The following is a 15,683-nucleotide window of genomic DNA, read 5'->3' as shown; positions in this document are numbered from 1 at the left end:
GCTCAGGGTCGGGGTCTCGTCGTGACGCATGAGACCCATCATAGAATCATGGGATGATTGACTGTCCACTCACGCCCTCCCCCTGAGACAATCGGGGAGACGATCCGACGGGCCCGCACCTCCCGGACACACCCCCATCCGGAACACGAGCAAGGAGCACCATGGCGCTGACGTCCACGCGGCGTTCGGCTCTCGCCGACCAGGTGATTGCCCAGCTGAGGAACCAGATCACCGCGGGCGAGTGGCCGGTCGGCTCACGGATCCCCACCGAGCCCGAGCTGGTCGAACAACTGGGGGTCGCCCGCAACACGGTGCGCGAGGCCGTGCGCGCCCTGGCGCACAACGGACTCCTGGACATCCGCCAGGGCTCCGGCACCTACGTGGTGGCGACCAGCGAGCTGGCGGGTGTGATGCACCGCCGGTTCGCGGACGCCGATCCCCGGCACGTCGCCGAACTGCGCTCCACGCTGGAGTCCTCGGCGGCCCGGCTCGCGGCCCTGCGGCGCACGGACCGGGATCTGCGGCAGCTGGATACGCTGATGGCGCGGCGGGAGGCCGTCTGGGCCTCCGGGGACGCGGAGGCCTTCGTGGCCGCCGACGCGACGCTGCACCTCGCCGTGGTCGCCGCCTCGCACAACGACGTGCTCACGGAGCTCTACGCCGACCTGAACGACCTGCTCCGCGACTACCTGCGCGACGACGTCGGCCCGGAGCTGGGACCGGAGGGGCTCATGGACCACGCGCGGCTCGTCGAGGCGATCCGGGCGGGTGACGCGGACACGGCCGCGGCGGAGGCCGCCGACCATGCGCTGAGCTGCCTGAGGGAGCGGGCCTAGGGTCTTTCGTGTGGATCAGGCCCCGCGAGCCCGGCATGATCCGAACGAGAGGCCCTGGAGGGCAGCGGGAACGGGGCCGGGCGGCTGCGGGGACGGACCCGGGGCTCAGGACCCCACCGAGTGGCTGATCCAGGCGGAGCCGACCTCTTTCCAGCAGCGGTCCTCCAGCTTGACCGTCCGCCCCGGCTGCACCGCGACCGCGCCGCCGTCGGCATCGACGTCCCACCAGCGCGCGCACTCGGTGTGGAGCCGGACGAGATCGGTCGTGGGGTAGGGGTTGTGGCAGTACGCGAGCACCCGGGACCCCTCGACCGACATACGGCACTCGGCACCCGATGGCTCCGGTGGCGGGGCGAGCGGCGCCGCCGCCCCGCTCCCCGCCCGGCCGGCCGCGCTCACGGCCACCGGGGCCAGGAGCCCCGCGACGACGGCGGCCGCTGCGAGCAGGGCCCAGGTTCGGCGACGTGTGGAGCGCACGGCGATTTCCTCCCCACAGCCTGACCGAAAGTCCGGTTCCACCACATTCTGCGGTGGAACGGCCATCTTTTCGACTCGAGCGGCGGGCGGCCCCGCCCCGGCGGGAACACGCGACGGCCGCGCACCCCGTGGGCGGGGTGCGCGGCCGTCGTGGCAGGTCCGGGAGGTCAGGCGCCCATCATGTGCACACCGCTGTCGACGTGGACGATCTCGCCCGTCGTCCTCGGGAAGAAGTCCGAGAGCAGCGCGACGATGCCGCGGCCCGCCGGCTCCGGGTCCGACATGTCCCACGCCAGGGGAGCACGGTTGTCCCACACCTCGGCGAGCTCGGAGAAGCCCGGGATGGACTTGGCGGCCATCGAGCCGAGCGGTCCGGCCGAGACCAGGTTGCAGCGGATGCCGTCCTTGCCCAGGTCACGGGCGAGGTAGCGGGAGGTCGCCTCCAGCGCGGCCTTGGCCGGGCCCATCCAGTCGTACTGCGGCCAGGCGAACTGCGCGTCGAAGGTGAGACCGACGATCGAACCGCCCTCGCTCATCAGCGGCTTGCAGGCCATGGCGAGCGACTTCAGCGAGAACGCCGACACGTGCATCGCGGTGGCGACCGACTCGAAGGGGGTGTTGAGGAAGTTGCCGCCGAGCGCGTCCTGCGGCGCGAAGCCGATGGAGTGGACGACACCGTCGAGCGAGCCGAGCTCCTCACGCACCAGGCCGGCGAGTCGGTCGAGGTGTTCGGCGTTGGTGACGTCGAGCTCGAGGACCTTGACGGGCTTCGGAAGCTTCTTGGCGATCCGCTCGGTCAGCGTCGGCCGGGGGAAGGCCGTCAGGATGACCTCGGCGCCCTGCTCCTGGGCCACCTTCGCGGCGTGGAAAGCGATGGACGACTCCATCAGCACACCCGTGACGAGGATGCGCTTGCCGTCGAGAATTCCGCTCATGGTGATCAGTGACCCATGCCCAATCCGCCGTCAACGGGGATGACGGCTCCAGTGATGTACGACGCGTCGTCGGACGCGAGGAAGCGCACCGCGGCCGCGATCTCAGCGGGCTGCGCGTAGCGGCCGAGCGGCACCTGGGACACGATGCCCTTGCGCTGCTCGTCGGTGAGCACCTGGGTCATGTCGGTGTCGACGAACCCGGGAGCGACGACGTTGAACGTGATGTTCCGCGAGCCGAGCTCACGGGCCAGCGACCGGGCGAAGCCGACCAGGCCCGCCTTGGACGCCGCGTAGTTGGCCTGTCCGGCCGAGCCGAGGAGACCGACGACGGAGGAGATCAGGACGACACGGCCCTTCTTCGCGCGGAGCATCGCGCGGTTGGCCCGCTTGACGACGCGGAAGGTGCCGGTGAGGTTGGTGTCGAGCACCGACGTGAAGTCGTCCTCGGACATCCGCATCAGCAACTGGTCCTTGGTGATACCGGCGTTGGCGACCAGCACCTCGACGGGGCCGTGCTTCTCCTCGATCTCCTTGTAGGCCTGCTCCACCTGCTCGGTATCGGTGATGTCGCACCGGACCGCGAGAACGCCCGCCTCGGTGAGCGCCTGCGGCGGCTCCCCCGAGCGGTAGGTGACGGCGACCTTGTCGCCGTTGTCGGCGAAGGCGCGGGCGATGGCGAGGCCGATGCCCCGGTTTCCTCCGGTGACGAGAACCGAGCGGCTCAACGGATCACCCTTTCCTTGGCGGTCTGGTACATCGAAAACCTATCGGTACCACCCCTGAACCAAGGAATCGTCCTCTGACAGCGCCGCCGTGCCGCGACTGTCGGATCCCTACAGAACGGTGCGGCCCGGCCCACTGCAGCGTAAAACCTGGGCACAGGGACGCCGCGACCCCCATGATTCACTGCGGAGACATTTTCAGAGGTGGAGAAGGGGAGGCCCGCGTGGCCCACGAGGTAGATCAGTCGTTCCTGGCCCTGCCGCTGCGCGCCCTCGCCGACGCGGCGCTCGCCAGAGCCCGCGCCCTCGGCGCCGCGCACGCGGACTTCCGGTTCGAGCGGGTGCGGGAGGCATCCTGGCGGCTTCGGGACGCCCGGCCGTCGGGGACCTCGGACACCACCGACACCGGGTACGCGGTCCGGGTGGTCCACGGCGGGGCGTGGGGTTTCGCCTCCGGGGTGGACCTGACGATGGACGCGGCGGCGAAGGTCGCCTCGCAGGCCGTCGCCATGGCGAAGCTGTCCGCGAAGGTGATCGCGGCGGCGGGGTCCGACGAACGCGTGGAGCTGGCGGACGAGCCGGTGCACGGCGAACGGACCTGGGTCTCGTCGTACGAGCGGGACCCCTTCGACGTACCGGACGCGGAGAAGGCCGGGCTGCTCTCCGAGTGGAGTGCGCGGCTGCTGGCGGCCGACGGGGTGGCGCATGTGGACGCCTCGCTGATGACGGTCCACGAGAACAAGTTCTACGCGGACACGGCCGGCACCGTCACCACCCAGCAGCGGGTGCGGGTGCATCCGCAGCTGACCGCGGTGGCCGTGGACGGGACGACCGGCGAGTTCGACTCGATGCGGACGATCGCGCCGCCGGTGGGACGGGGCTGGGAGTACCTCACGGGCACCGGCTGGGACTGGGACGCCGAGCTGGAGCGCATTCCCGGGCTGCTGGCCGAGAAGATGAGGGCGCCGAGCGTCGAGGCGGGGACGTACGACCTGGTCGTCGACCCGTCCAATCTGTGGCTGACCATCCACGAGTCCATCGGCCACGCGACGGAGCTGGACCGTGCGCTGGGGTACGAGGCGGCGTACGCGGGGACGTCCTTCGCCACGTTCGACCAGCTGGGGAAGCTGGCGTACGGCTCCCCCGTGATGAACGTGACCGGGGACCGCACCGCCGAGCACGGGCTCGCGACCGTCGGCTACGACGACGAGGGCGTCGAGGCGCAGTCCTGGGACCTGGTCAAGGACGGCACGCTGGTGGGCTACCAGACGGACCGCCGGATCGCGAAGCTGACGGGCCTGGGCCGGTCCAACGGGTGCGCGTACGCCGACTCGCCGGAGCACGTCCCCGTGCAGCGCATGGCGAACGTGTCGCTGGAGCCCGACCCGGGCGGGCTCTCCACGGAGGACCTCATCGGCGGGGTCGAGCGCGGGATCTACGTCGTCGGCGACCGGTCGTGGTCCATCGACATGCAGCGCTACAACTTCCAGTTCACCGGGCAACGGTTCTTCAGGATCGAGAACGGCAGACTGGCGGGCCAGCTGCGCGACGTGGCGTACCAGGCGACGACCACCGACTTCTGGGGCTCGATGGAGAAGGTGGGCGGCCCTCAGACCTATGTCCTGGGCGGCGCGTTCAACTGCGGCAAGGCCCAGCCGGGCCAGGTCGCGGCCGTCTCCCACGGTTGCCCCTCCGCTCTCTTCCGAGGCGTGAACATCCTCAACACCACGCAGGAGGGCGGGCGATGAGCCGCGTCAGCAAGCCGCACGAGATCGTCGAGCGCGCACTGGAGCTGTCCACCGCCGACGGCTGTGTGGTCATCGCCGACGAGAGCTCCTCCGCCAACCTGCGCTGGGCGGGTAACACGCTCACCACGAACGGGGTGGCGCGGGGCCGGACCCTGACCGTGATCGCGACCGTGGACGGTGCCGAGGGCGCGGCGTCCGGGGTGGTGTCCCGGTCCGCCGTCACCGCCGACGAGCTGGAGCCGCTCGTGCGGGCCGCCGAGGCCGCCGCGCGCGGCGCCGGGCCGGCCGAGGACGCGCAGTCGCTGGTCTCCGGGGTCCCGGCGTCCGCCGACTTCACGCAGCCGCCGGCCGAGACCGGCTCCGACGTGTTCGCGGATTTCGCCCCGGCGCTCGGCGACGCCTTCGCCCGGGCCCGCTCGGGCGGCCGTGAGCTGTACGGCTTCGCCCACCACCAGCTGAGCTCGACGTACCTGGGCACGTCGACGGGGCTGCGGCTGCGCCACGACCAGCCGAACGGGACGCTGGAGCTGAACGCCAAGTCCCCCGACCGGACCCGCTCCGCCTGGGCGGGCCGGGCCACCCGGGACTTCAAGGACGTCGACCCGGCGGCGATGGACGCGGAGCTGGCGCAGCGCCTCGGCTGGGCGGAGCGCAGGATCGAGCTGCCGGCCGGGCGGTACGAGACGCTGCTGCCGCCGACCGCGGTGGCGGACCTGCTGATCTACCAGTACTGGTCGGCGGGTGCCCGGGACGCCGCGGAGGGCCGTACGGTCTTCTCCCGGCCGGGCGGCGGTACGCGGATCGGCGAGCAGCTGTCCGGGCTGCCGCTGACCCTGCGCAGCGATCCGCACGCTCCGGGGCTGGAGTCGGCGCCCTTCGTGATCGCGCACGCGTCGGGGGACGATTCCTCGGTCTTCGACAACGGACTGCCGCTGGCCCCGACCGACTGGATCAAGGACGGCCGGCTGGAGAAGCTGACCACGACCCGTCACTCCGCGGAGCTGACGGAGCTGCCGGTGGCCCCCACGACGGACAACCTCGTGCTGGACGGGGGCGGTGAGCGGTCCCTGGAGGAGATGGTGGCCGCGACGACCGGCCGGGCGCTGCTGCTGACCTGCCTCTGGTACATCCGCGAGGTGGATCCGGCGACCCTGCTGCTGACCGGTCTGACCCGGGACGGGGTGTATCTGGTGGAGGACGGGGAGGTCCTCGGCGAGGTGAACAACTTCCGGTTCAACGAGTCGCCGGTCGGGCTGCTGTCCCGGGCGTCGGAGGCGGGCCGTACGGAGAGGACGCTGCCGCGTGAGTGGGGCGACTATTTCACCAGGGCCGCGATGCCTGCGCTGCGCATCCCGGACTTTCACATGAGCTCGGTCAGCCGTGGCGTGTGACGCCCATAGACTGACGGGACAACCCATCGAACCCCAGTCGGACCCTCAGAGGAGAGAATCGACCGTGACGGACATCGTCGACGAGCTGAAGTGGCGCGGGCTGTTCGCCCAGTCCACCGACGAGGACGCATTGCGCAAGGCTCTCGCGGACGGCCCGGTCACCTTCTATTGCGGCTTCGACCCGACCGCGGCGAGTCTGCATGTGGGCCACCTCGTGCAGGTGCTCACCATGCGCCGGCTCCAGCAGGCCGGGCTGAAGCCGCTCGCCCTGGTCGGGGGGGCCACCGGCCAGATCGGCGACCCGCGGCCGACCGCGGAGCGCACGCTGAACGACCCGGAGACCATCGCCGCGTGGGTCCGGCGGCTGCGCGGGCAGATCGAGCCCTTCCTCACCTTCGAGGGGCCGAACGCCGCCACGATGGTGAACAACCTGGACTGGACCGCGGGCATGTCCGCGATCGAGTTCCTCCGGGACATCGGCAAGCACTTCCGGGTCAACAAGATGCTCACCAAGGACTCGGTGGCCCGTCGGCTGGAGTCGCAGGAGGGCATCAGCTACACGGAGTTCAGCTACCAGCTCCTCCAGGGCATGGACTTCCTGGAGCTGTACAGGCGCTACGGCTGCACGCTGCAGCAGGGCGGCAGCGACCAGTGGGGCAACCTCACGGCGGGGATCGACCTGATCCACCGTCTGGAGCCGGATGCCGCCGTGCACGCGCTGGCGACGCCTCTGATGGTGAAGGCCGACGGCACCAAGTTCGGCAAGTCCGAGAGCGGGGCCGTCTGGCTCGATCCGGAGATGACGACGCCGTACGCGTTCTACCAGTTCTGGCTGAATGTGGACGACCGGGACATCTCGACGTACATGCGCATCCTCAGCTTCAAGAGCCGTGAGGAGCTCGAGGAGCTGGAGAAGCTCACCGAGGAGCGCCCGCAGGCGCGTTCGGCGCAGCGTTCGCTGGCGGAGGAGCTGACGACGCTGGTGCACGGCGGCGCCCAGTGCGCCGCGGTCATCGCGGCGTCGAAGGCACTGTTCGGCCAGGGTGAGCTCGGCGAGCTGGACGAGGCGACGCTGACCGCCGCCCTGTCCGAGGTGCCGCACGCCCGGGTCGCGGAGCTGGGCCCCGTGGTGGACCTCCTGGTCGAGGTCGGTCTGTCCGCCAGCAAGTCGGCCGCCCGCCGTACGGTCAAGGAGGGCGGAGCCTACGTGAACAACGCGAAGGTCACGGACGGCGAGAGCGCTCCGGCCCACGAGGAGCTGCTGCACGGGCGCTGGCTGGTCCTGCGCCGGGGCAAGAAGAACCTGGCGGCCGTCGAGGTCGCCGCCGGCTGACACCGGCGAGCACACCACCGCGGCCGGTCACGCGCGAAGCGTGGCCGGCCGCGGTGGTGCGTGGCACCGGTCAGGTTCTCTGCTGCTTGTTCCGGTTGCCCCTGAGGGACTGCCAGAGCATGTCTCCCACGCCGACGACGGCCACGGCGCCGATCAGCTGCAGCACATGGCGGGTCCAGTCGATGCCGGAGGTGTCCCTGACACCGATCCAGCCCGCGACGGCGTTGCCCAGGATGCTTCCGAGGATGCCGAACACCGCCGTCAGCCAGAGGGGGATGTCCTGCTTGCCCGGGAGGATCGCCCGGGCGATCACACCCAGCACCAGACCCACGATGATTGCCCACAACCAGCTCATATCGCCTCCTCGTGCGGCGCGGTGTGCGCACGTGCGCCCAGTCTGTGTCCGGGGAACGTACGCCGCATGCCGGCCAGGGCCGTACGTGGGACCGCGCCCGGGACCCGTACGGACGGGTTCGCCCCGGTCTCGAATGCCGCGGACGCCGGGCGTACCGTAGGAGCGGCGTCGTCCGGGGAAGTCCGGCACGGAGATCTGGTGGTGGAATCACGATGCGGAAGCAGAGCGGCCCGGAGGTCTTCCGGATCACGGGTGCCCGGCAGGGGCTTGCCGACGATGTGCGCGGCAGGCAGCGGCGTTACATCATCTCGATGTCCGTGCGCACGGTCTCCGTGGTGCTGGCCGCGACCCTGTGGAACGTCGAGAGGCATGTGGCGGTGGTGGCGCTCGCGCTGGGCGTTCTGCTCCCCTACGTCTCGGTGGTCATCGCCAACGCCGGTCGTGAGAACGCTCCTTCGCTGCCGTCCACGTTCGTGCCGGCGCCGATGCGGCCCGCGCTCGGCGGGGCTCCCACGGCGGGTCCCGCGGAACCGGTCGCGGATCCCGGGGAGGCCGGGCGAGCGGGCGATCCGCGCCCTGCGGACTGAACGGGAAGGGCCGCGCAGCTCGGGAAGAGCTCAGATCAATCACGACGTTCCTGTGCACCGGACCCCGGGCCCCGTGCCATACTTCGTACGCGCTCCGCATCCCCCGTCGGAGCGACGGACCGACGCCGGGCAGCTCCCCCCGTGGCTGCTCGGCGTCGCCTTTCTCCGGCGGGGATGCGTCGCGGGGGTCCGAGTGGGAGCCCATTAGGGTTGAGGTCGTGAACTTCCCCGACACTTCCGCCGAGAGCGCCACCGGCGCACCGGTCTGTTCCGCCAAGGGCTGCCGCGCCGATGCCGTGTGGGTGCTCGCCTGGAACAACCCGAAGCTGCACACTCCCGAGCGCCGCAAGACGTGGCTGGCCTGCGAGGAGCACCGGGAGCATCTCTCCTCGTTCCTCGGCGTGCGCGGCTTCCTGAAGGACGTCGTGCCGCTGGGTGAGTGGGAGTCCTCAGCCGCCGATCGCTGACATCGGGCGGTCGGGCTGGAGGAACGAGGGGTCGTCGAGACCGGAGCCGGCCTTCTTGCCCCACATCGCGAGCTTCCAGATCCTGGCGATCTCCTCGTCGGGGGCCTCGGAGCGCAGCGCTCCGCGCAGGTCCGTCTCCTCGCGGGCGAAGAGGCAGGTGCGGACCTGTCCGTCGGCGGTGAGCCGGGTGCGGTCGCAGGCCCGGCAGAAGGGCCTGGTCACGGAGGCGATGACGCCGACGCGGTGCGGTCCGCCGTCGACGGTCCATCGCTCGGCCGGGGCGGAGCCGCGCTCCTCGTCGCCTTCCTCGGTGAGGGTGAAGCGGGTGCGCAGCGAGGACAGGATGTCACCTGCCGTGATCATGCCGTCGCGCTTCCAGCCGTGCTGGGCGTCGAGCGGCATCTGCTCGATGAAGCGGAGCTCGTAGGCGTTCTCCACGGCCCAGGCGAGCAGCTCGGGGGCCTCGTCCTCGTTGAGTCCGGGCATGAGGACGGAGTTGACCTTGACCGGGGTGAGCCCTGCTTCGCGGGCGGCCTGGAGTCCTTCCAGGACGTCCTGGTGCCGGTCGCGGCGGGTGAGCGTCTTGAAGACGTCGGGCCGGAGTGTGTCCAGGGAGACGTTCACCCGGTCCAGGCCTGCCGCCTTCAGGGCGGCGGCGGTGCGCTTGAGTCCGATGCCGTTGGTCGTGAGCGACATCCTGGGGCGGGGCTCCAGGGCTGCGCAGCGCTCGACGATGGAGACGAGGCCGGGGCGCAGCAGAGGCTCGCCGCCGGTGAAGCGGACCTCGGTGATGCCGAGCTCCGTGACGGCGATGCGGATGAGCCGGACGATCTCGTCGTCGCTGAGCAGGTCGGTCTTGGAGAGCCACTGCAGGCCCTCTTCGGGCATGCAGTAGGTGCAGCGGAGATTGCACTTGTCGGTCAGTGATACACGCAGGTCGGTGGCGACCCGGCCGTAGGTGTCGATGAGCACTGTGGGCCCCCTCCCCCGGTGATGTACGCGGTTGCGGTCTGACTCCTCCGAGAGTACGCGAGAGCGGTGACATCGAGGGGGGCCCGGTTGACACGAGGTGCGGCGGGGCCCCGTCGTAGGTCTCTACGACGGGGCCCGTGGCGGGTGCTGCGTGCTGCCGGGCGGTCCGGTGCCGGTGGCGGTCAGTGGGCTCCGGTGCCGGTGAGCGACTTGACCTCGAGCTCGGCGTACTTGCCCTTGTCCGGCTCCTCCTTGGAGAGGACGGAGCCGACCCATCCGAGCAGGAAGCCCAGCGGGATGGAGATGAGGCCGGGGTTCTCCAGAGGGAACCAGGCGAAGTCCACGTCCGGGAACATCGAGCTGGCCTTCCCGGAGACGACCGGGGAGAACAGCACCAGGAGGACCGAGGAGGCGAGACCGCCGTAGATGGACCAGAGGGCGCCCTGGGTGGTGAAGCGCTTCCAGAACAGGCTGTAGAGGATGGTCGGCAGGTTGGCCGACGCGGCGACGGCGAAGGCGAGGGCCACGAGGCCCGCCACGTTCAGGTCGCGGGCCATCGCGCCGAGGCCGATGGAGACGACGCCGATCGCGACGGTGGCCCAGCGGGCCGCCCGCATCTCCTCCTTCTCGGTGGCCTTCCCCCTGCGGATGACGTTGGCGTAGATGTCGTGGGCGAAGGACGACGAGGAGGCGAGGGTGAGGCCGGCGACCACGGCGAGGATCGTGGCGAAGGCGACGGCGGAGATCACGGCGAGCATGACGGCGCCGCCGGTGGTGCCGAGTCCGCCGAGGTACTCGGCGAGCTGGGGTGCCGCGGCGTTGCCCGCCGGGTTCTTGGCCTTGATCTCCTCGGGCCCGATGAGGGCAGCGGCGCCGAAGCCGAGGGCGATCGTCATCAGGTAGAAGGCGCCGATGATGCCGATGGCCCAGTTCACCGACTTCCGGGCGGCCTTGGCGGTGGGCACGGTGTAGAAGCGGATGAGGATGTGGGGCAGGCCCGCGGTGCCGAGGACGAGCGCGATGCCGAGCGAGATGAAGTCCAGCTTCGACACGTCGGTGACGCCGTACTTGAGGCCGGGCTCCAGGAAGGCGGCACCGTGGCCGCTCTTCTCGGCGGCGGTGCCGAGGAGGTCGGACACGTTGAAGTCGAACTTCCACAGGACCATGAGGGTCATCAGCAGGGCGCCCGCGATGAGCAGCACGGCCTTGACCATCTGCACCCAGGTGGTGCCCTTCATGCCTCCGATGGTGACGTAGAGGATCATGAGCACGCCGACCAGCGCCACGATGAGGATCTTGCCCGAGTCGCTGGTGATGCCGAGCAGCAGGGAGACGAGGACGCCCGCCCCCGCCATCTGGGCCAGCAGGTAGAAGATCGACACGACGATGGTGGAGACACCGGCGGCGGTGCGGACGGGGCGCTGCCGCATCCGGTAGGCGAGGACGTCGCCCATGGTGTAGCGGCCGGAGTTGCGCAGTGGTTCGGCGACGAGCAGCAGGGCCACGAGCCAGGCGACGAGGAAGCCGATGGAGTAGAGGAAGCCGTCGTAGCCGAAGAGCGCGATGGCGCCGGCGATGCCGAGGAAGGACGCGGCCGACATGTAGTCGCCGGAGACGGCGAGGCCGTTCTGGAAGGCGGTGAACTGCCGCCCGCCGGCGTAGAAGTCGGAGGCGCTCCTGGTCTGACGGCCGGCCCAGACGGTGATGCCGAGGGTCGCCGCGACGAAGACCGCGAACAGGGTGATGATCAGCGGCCGGTGCTCGCTCGTCGACGACGTCGACGCGGCGAGCTGGGTCACGGCGTGCGATGCGTACGCGGCGCTCATGCGTCGGCCTCCAGACGGGACTTGATGGCCGCCGCCTGCGGGTCGAGCTTGTCCGTGGCGTGGCGTGAGTAGAACCAGGCGATGAGGAACGTCGTGGCGAACTGGGCGAGGCCGAAGACGAAGGCGACGTTGAAGTTCGCGAAGAGGATCTTGCTCATGAAGCCGCCGGCGTAGCTGGACAGCAGCACGTACAGCAGATACCAGGCAATGAATCCGACGGTCAGCGGGAAGGCGAAGGAGCGGTGGGAGCGGCGGAGTTCGGCGAACTCCGTGCTGTTCTGCGCCTCGAGGAACGCTTCTGTCGTGGGCTGGACGGGGCTGCCGTCCTCAGGGGTCTGGGGCGGCGGTGCTTCGGTGGCCACGGATTCTCCTCGCGACGCGGGTGCGGTGGTGGGAACGGTGGATTTCACGGGGAGTCCTCTGCGTTGTGGGGGTGGCTGGGGCTGGATGCACGACTCCCTGTGCAACGGCACGGAGAGCGCGACGAAGCGGTTCACCGCAGGTTCGGTCTCTTGCCGCCGGCTCCCGTGGACGCGACTCCCAGAGGTCACACCTCGAACTCACTTGCCCGTATTCATTGATGCTCCGGGAAGATCAGCGATAACTTCACAGGTCATGTACCGGACCGGACACGCCTGTGTCCGGCCCCACGGCACGGATGATGTGGAGAACCCATGGCTCATCTGGCATCCAGACGGACTCGCGTACTCACGCTGCCCGTCGGACTCGCGCTCACGGCCTCCCTCGGCTTCCTCCCGACGGGGACCGCGGCCGCGGCACCCGCGGACGAGCCGGCGGCGGCGGTTCCCGCGGACGGCCCCCAGCTGTCGTACGTCGTGAACACCCGGGCGGGTCACGGCACCGTCAAGCAGGTACGCAAGGCGATATCCGCGGCCGGCGGAACGGTCGTGACGTCGTACGACACGATCGGCGTCATCGTCGTCCACTCGAAGAACCCGGACTTCGGCCCGACGATCCGCAAGGCCCGGGGCGTCCAGTCGGCGGGCGCCACCCGCAACGCTCCGATCGAGCCGCAGGCGACGAAGGACATCGGGGTCGAGCAGCGGCTCACCGCCGCGCAGGCGCAGGCGGCGTCGGAGGACGCCGAGGCGGGCCAGGACCCGCTGGAGCCCTTGCAGTGGGACCTGCCCGCCATCAAGGCGGACAAGGCGCACGAGAAGTCGCTGGGCAGCAGCAAGGTCACGGTCGGCGTCATCGACACGGGTGTGGACGACACGCACCCGGACCTGGCCCCGAACTTCGACCGCAAGGCCTCGGTGAACTGTGTGTCCGGCGCCCCGGACACCACGGACGGCGCCTGGCGCCCCATGGCCGGTGAGAGCGACCACGGCACGCACGTCGCGGGCACCATAGCCGCGGCGAAGAACGGCATCGGGGTCACCGGTGTCGCGCCCGGCGTGAAGGTCTCCGGTATCAAGGTGTCGACCCCGGCCGGCTACTTCTACACCGAGGCCGTCGTCTGCGGCTTCGTCTGGGCCGCCGAGCACGGCGTCGACGTGACGAACAGCAGTTACTACACCGACCCGTGGCTGTTCAACTGCAAGAACGACCCGGACCAGGGCGCCCTGGTCGAGGCGGTCACCCGCGCGACGCGCTACGCGGAGCGCAAGGGCGTCGTCAACGTCGCGGCGGCGGGCAACTCCGACCACGACCTGGCCCTCGACGCCATCGAGGACACGACGAGCCCCAACGACACGACGACGGTCACGCGCACGGTCGACCCGAGCGCCTGCCCCGACATCCCGACCATGTTGCCGGGTGTCGTGACGGTCTCCGCGACGGGGGCGAAGAACCTCAAGTCCTCGTACTCGAACTACGGTCTCGGGGTCATCGACGTGGCCGCCCCTGGCGGTGACTCGACGCGCTACCAGGCGCCCGACGCCCCCGCCGACAACGGTCTGATCCTGTCCACGCTGCCCGGCGGCGGATACGGCTACAAGGCCGGTACGTCGATGGCGTCCCCGCACGTCGCGGGTGTCGCGGCCCTGATCAGGTCGACCCACCCGTACGCCTCGGCGGCCGCGGTGAAGGCGCTGCTGACGCTCCAGGCCGACGCCACGGCGTGCGGCGCGCCGTACGACATCGACGCCGACGGCACCGTGGACGCGGTCTGCCAGGGCGGCAAGCACTACAACGGCTTCTACGGAGCCGGGGTCGTGGACGCGCTCGACGCGGTCCGCTGGTAGGACTCACCGGCACGAGGGGAGGGCCGGGGATTCCCCGGCCCTCCCCGTCGTACGGCCGGGACTTACGGCTTGATGAGGACCTTGAGCGCCGTGCGCTCGTCCATCGCCTTGTAACCGCCCGGCACGCCGTCCATCCCGACCGACAGGTCGAAGACCGGCGACGGGTCGATCGTGCCGTCGAGCACGTCGGGGAGCAGCTCCGGGATGTACGTGCGCACGGGGGCGACGCCGCCCCGCAGGGCGATGTTGCGGTCGAACATGGCGTCGAGGTCGACCCCGGTGCCGCTGCCGTGCGGGACACCGACGTAGCCGACGGAGCCGCCGTCACGGACGATGCCGATGGCCGTGCGCATCGACTCCTCGGTGCCGACCGCCTCGATCACCCCGTGGGTGCCTTCGCCGCGCGTCAGCTCCCGCACGGCCGCGAGAGCCGCCTCGCCGCGCTCGGCCACGACGTCGGTGGCGCCGAAGACGCGGGCTATGTCGGTACGGGCCTGGTGACGGCCCAGTGCGATGATCCGCTCGGCGCCGAGCCGCTTGGCCGCCATGACGCCGCAGAGGCCGACCGCGCCGTCACCGACGACCGCGACCGTGCTGCCGGGCTTCACGCCCGCGCCGAGAGCGGCGTGGTGGCCGGTGCCCAGGACGTCGGAGAGCGCCAGGAGCGCGGTGAGCAGCCGGTCGTCGGACGCGGCTGCGGCCGGGAGGCGGACCAGGGTGCCGTCGGCGAACGGGACGCGGACGGCCTCGCCCTGGCCGCCGTCGGAGCCGACCGACCCCCAGAAGCCTCCCTGGGGGCAGGAGGTGGTGAGCCCTTCGGCGCAGTAGGTGCAGGTGCCGTCGGACCAGACGAAGGGGGCGACGACGAGGTCGCCGGCGGCGAATCCGTTGACCCCGGGGCCCGCCTCCTCCACGACGCCGAGGAATTCGTGGCCGATGCGCTGGCCGGGCCGGCGGGCGGATTCACCGCGGTAGGCCCACAGGTCGCTGCCGCAGATGCAGGCCCGCAGGACCCGCACGACCGCGTCGGTCGGCTGCTGGACCGTGGCATCGGGCACCTCCTCGACGCGTATGTCGTGGGGGGCGTGGATGACTGTGGCGCGCATGCGTGGGGGTCCTCGATCGTCTCAGATTCTGATACTCCCCTCACGGTACGCCCCGGGGGCGGCGCCGGTGGAATTCTCCGGCGAACCGAGCGCTCCTCGGGTGAGCAGGTACTGCGCCGCGAGGTAGGTCAGCATGATCCAGAAGTCGTGGGCGGGCAGCTGGGGCCACTCCGCGATGCCGGTGGCGATGAGGGCGTCGGAGAGCAGGAAGAGGGCGCCTCCGGCGGCCGCGTACCGGCCGAGGACGCCTGACCGCCACGCCATCGCCGTCAGCAGCAGGCTGTATCCGGTCAGGGGGAGCCGGAGCCCGCCCGGCAGCCCCGGCCACAGCAGCACGACGAAGGCCACGAGCACGACGGCGTACAGGAGGCCGGTGACCGGTCGCAGGGGGGCGCGGCCGAAGAGCACCAGGTAGCAGACGTGGCCGACGGCGAAGAAGCCCATCCCCGCGAGGAACGCGGGCTCGGCGTCGGGCATCAGCAGCACGTCACCCGCCCAGCCGCACAGCAGCGCGGCGGTCAGCAGCCGGGGGCCGCCACGTGCCGCGGCGTGGCCGGCGAGCAGGAGCATCAGCAGCGGCTTGGTCGCCACGTGCACGGCGTCCACCCCGGCCAGGAGCCCTGCGAGGTGGACGGCGCAGACGGCGAGGAAGGCGGCGAGCAGCGGGCGTACGAGCCGGGGCGCACCGGCGCGGGGCGTCATCCCGTGCGCTCGGGGGCGG

16 protein-coding genes are annotated in these 15,683 nt (G+C 70.8%); 7 read left to right on the top strand and 9 right to left on the bottom strand.

The genetic code is table 11. The features are described from left to right. Positions 1–161: 161 nt before the first annotated feature. Complete coding sequence (locus B9S57_RS00930; protein WP_103513615.1) at positions 162–836, top strand: FadR/GntR family transcriptional regulator; 675 nt, start codon at positions 162–164, stop codon at positions 834–836. Positions 837–941: 105 nt separating this feature from the next. Here B9S57_RS00930 and B9S57_RS00925 read toward each other — a convergent pair whose 3' ends face one another. The 3 genes from B9S57_RS00925 to fabG form a co-directional block, all read right to left on the bottom strand. After that, a complete protein-coding gene (locus B9S57_RS00925; protein WP_103513614.1) occupies positions 942–1,313 on the bottom strand; it encodes a hypothetical protein in 372 nt (123 codons plus the stop codon). 167 nt (positions 1,314–1,480) lie between these two features. Continuing rightward, positions 1,481–2,248, bottom strand: a complete 768-nt coding sequence (gene fabI, locus B9S57_RS00920) for an enoyl-ACP reductase FabI (RefSeq protein ID WP_103513613.1) — start codon at positions 2,246–2,248, stop codon at positions 1,481–1,483. Positions 2,249–2,253: 5 nt separating this feature from the next. Next, positions 2,254–2,973 (bottom strand): 3-oxoacyl-[acyl-carrier-protein] reductase, encoded by a 720-nt coding sequence (gene fabG, locus B9S57_RS00915; RefSeq protein ID WP_103513612.1) that lies wholly within the window; start codon positions 2,971–2,973, stop codon positions 2,254–2,256. A 221-nt stretch (positions 2,974–3,194) separates the two neighbouring features. Here fabG and B9S57_RS00910 point away from each other — a divergent pair, with 221 nt between their 5' ends. From B9S57_RS00910 to tyrS, 3 genes are all read left to right on the top strand, one after another. Continuing rightward, the gene (locus B9S57_RS00910) at positions 3,195–4,718 is read left to right on the top strand and encodes a TldD/PmbA family protein (RefSeq protein ID WP_103513611.1); all 1,524 of its coding nucleotides are present in this window, start codon (positions 3,195–3,197) and stop codon (positions 4,716–4,718) included. Continuing rightward, complete coding sequence (locus tag B9S57_RS00905) at positions 4,715–6,109, top strand: metallopeptidase TldD-related protein (protein ID WP_103513610.1); 1,395 nt, start codon at positions 4,715–4,717, stop codon at positions 6,107–6,109. The genes B9S57_RS00910 and B9S57_RS00905 overlap by 4 nt, the downstream gene beginning before the upstream one ends. A gap of 64 nt (positions 6,110–6,173) precedes the next feature. Next, positions 6,174–7,442 carry a tyrosine--tRNA ligase gene (tyrS, locus tag B9S57_RS00900; RefSeq protein ID WP_103513609.1) on the top strand — a complete coding sequence of 423 codons (1,269 nt, stop codon included), beginning with the start codon at positions 6,174–6,176 and terminating at the stop codon, positions 7,440–7,442. A gap of 70 nt (positions 7,443–7,512) precedes the next feature. Here the strand turns inward: tyrS and B9S57_RS00895 are convergent, their stop codons facing one another. Further along, entirely contained in the window at positions 7,513–7,797 is a 285-nt protein-coding gene (locus B9S57_RS00895) for a GlsB/YeaQ/YmgE family stress response membrane protein (RefSeq protein ID WP_103513608.1), read from the bottom strand. Between the two features lie 212 nt (positions 7,798–8,009). Between B9S57_RS00895 and B9S57_RS00890 the strand changes: the two genes are divergently transcribed. Together B9S57_RS00890 and B9S57_RS00885 are read left to right on the top strand one after the other, a co-directional pair. Then, the gene (locus B9S57_RS00890) at positions 8,010–8,384 is read left to right on the top strand and encodes a DUF3099 domain-containing protein (RefSeq protein ID WP_103513607.1); all 375 of its coding nucleotides are present in this window, start codon (positions 8,010–8,012) and stop codon (positions 8,382–8,384) included. A gap of 218 nt (positions 8,385–8,602) precedes the next feature. Next, positions 8,603–8,851 (top strand): hypothetical protein, encoded by a 249-nt coding sequence (locus B9S57_RS00885; protein WP_103513606.1) that lies wholly within the window; start codon positions 8,603–8,605, stop codon positions 8,849–8,851. Here the strand turns inward: B9S57_RS00885 and moaA are convergent. The 3 genes from moaA to B9S57_RS00870 all read right to left on the bottom strand — a co-directional run bounded on the left by moaA (position 8,834) and on the right by B9S57_RS00870 (position 12,011). Continuing rightward, complete coding sequence (gene moaA, locus B9S57_RS00880) at positions 8,834–9,823, bottom strand: GTP 3',8-cyclase MoaA (protein WP_103513605.1); 990 nt, start codon at positions 9,821–9,823, stop codon at positions 8,834–8,836. The two genes, B9S57_RS00885 and moaA, sit on opposite strands and share 18 nt — an antisense overlap. A 182-nt stretch (positions 9,824–10,005) precedes the next feature. Continuing rightward, positions 10,006–11,649: a cation acetate symporter gene (locus B9S57_RS00875; protein WP_103513604.1), complete on the bottom strand. Its 1,644-nt coding sequence runs from the start codon at positions 11,647–11,649 to the stop codon at positions 10,006–10,008. Then, positions 11,646–12,011, bottom strand: a complete 366-nt coding sequence (locus tag B9S57_RS00870; RefSeq protein ID WP_103513603.1) for a DUF485 domain-containing protein — start codon at positions 12,009–12,011, stop codon at positions 11,646–11,648. Before B9S57_RS00870 ends, B9S57_RS00875 begins: the two co-directional genes overlap by 4 nt. Positions 12,012–12,323: 312 nt before the next feature. On the opposite strand from B9S57_RS00870, the gene B9S57_RS00865 reads away from it, so the two are divergent. Further along, positions 12,324–13,856, top strand: coding sequence for a S8 family serine peptidase (locus tag B9S57_RS00865; protein ID WP_103513602.1), 1,533 nt, complete (start codon positions 12,324–12,326; stop codon positions 13,854–13,856). Between the two features lie 62 nt (positions 13,857–13,918). Here the strand turns inward: B9S57_RS00865 and B9S57_RS00860 are convergent, their stop codons facing one another. Then, positions 13,919–14,962, bottom strand: coding sequence for a zinc-dependent alcohol dehydrogenase family protein (locus tag B9S57_RS00860; RefSeq protein WP_103513601.1), 1,044 nt, complete (start codon positions 14,960–14,962; stop codon positions 13,919–13,921). Positions 14,963–14,983: 21 nt separating this feature from the next. Further along, positions 14,984–15,664: a lysoplasmalogenase gene (locus B9S57_RS00855; RefSeq protein WP_103513600.1), complete on the bottom strand. Its 681-nt coding sequence runs from the start codon at positions 15,662–15,664 to the stop codon at positions 14,984–14,986. Positions 15,665–15,683 lie beyond the last annotated feature (19 nt).

It is taken from the genome of Streptomyces sp. SM10 (genome assembly GCF_002910915.1).
In the GTDB taxonomy this organism is placed as follows: domain Bacteria; phylum Actinomycetota; class Actinomycetes; order Streptomycetales; family Streptomycetaceae; genus Streptomyces.
The sequence above is the reverse complement of the archived record's forward strand: the minus strand, read 5'-3'. Positions and strand labels throughout refer to the sequence as shown.

Bases quoted from the DNA above. Each gene is read 5' to 3' on its own strand.
- B9S57_RS00930 (WP_103513615.1), top strand. From the start codon at position 162: ATGGCGCTGACGTCCACGCGGCGTTCGGCTCTCGCCGACCAGGTGATT.
- fabI (WP_103513613.1), bottom strand. From the start codon at position 2,248: ATGAGCGGAATTCTCGACGGCAAGCGCATCCTCGTCACGGGTGTGCTG.
- B9S57_RS00905 (WP_103513610.1), top strand. From the start codon at position 4,715: ATGAGCCGCGTCAGCAAGCCGCACGAGATCGTCGAGCGCGCACTGGAG.
- B9S57_RS00895 (WP_103513608.1), bottom strand. From the start codon at position 7,797: ATGAGCTGGTTGTGGGCAATCATCGTGGGTCTGGTGCTGGGTGTGATC.
- B9S57_RS00890 (WP_103513607.1), top strand. From the start codon at position 8,010: ATGCGGAAGCAGAGCGGCCCGGAGGTCTTCCGGATCACGGGTGCCCGG.
- B9S57_RS00875 (WP_103513604.1), bottom strand. From the start codon at position 11,649: ATGAGCGCCGCGTACGCATCGCACGCCGTGACCCAGCTCGCCGCGTCG.
- B9S57_RS00865 (WP_103513602.1), top strand. From the start codon at position 12,324: ATGGCTCATCTGGCATCCAGACGGACTCGCGTACTCACGCTGCCCGTC.
- B9S57_RS00860 (WP_103513601.1), bottom strand. From the start codon at position 14,962: ATGCGCGCCACAGTCATCCACGCCCCCCACGACATACGCGTCGAGGAG.
- B9S57_RS00855 (WP_103513600.1), bottom strand. From the start codon at position 15,664: ATGACGCCCCGCGCCGGTGCGCCCCGGCTCGTACGCCCGCTGCTCGCC.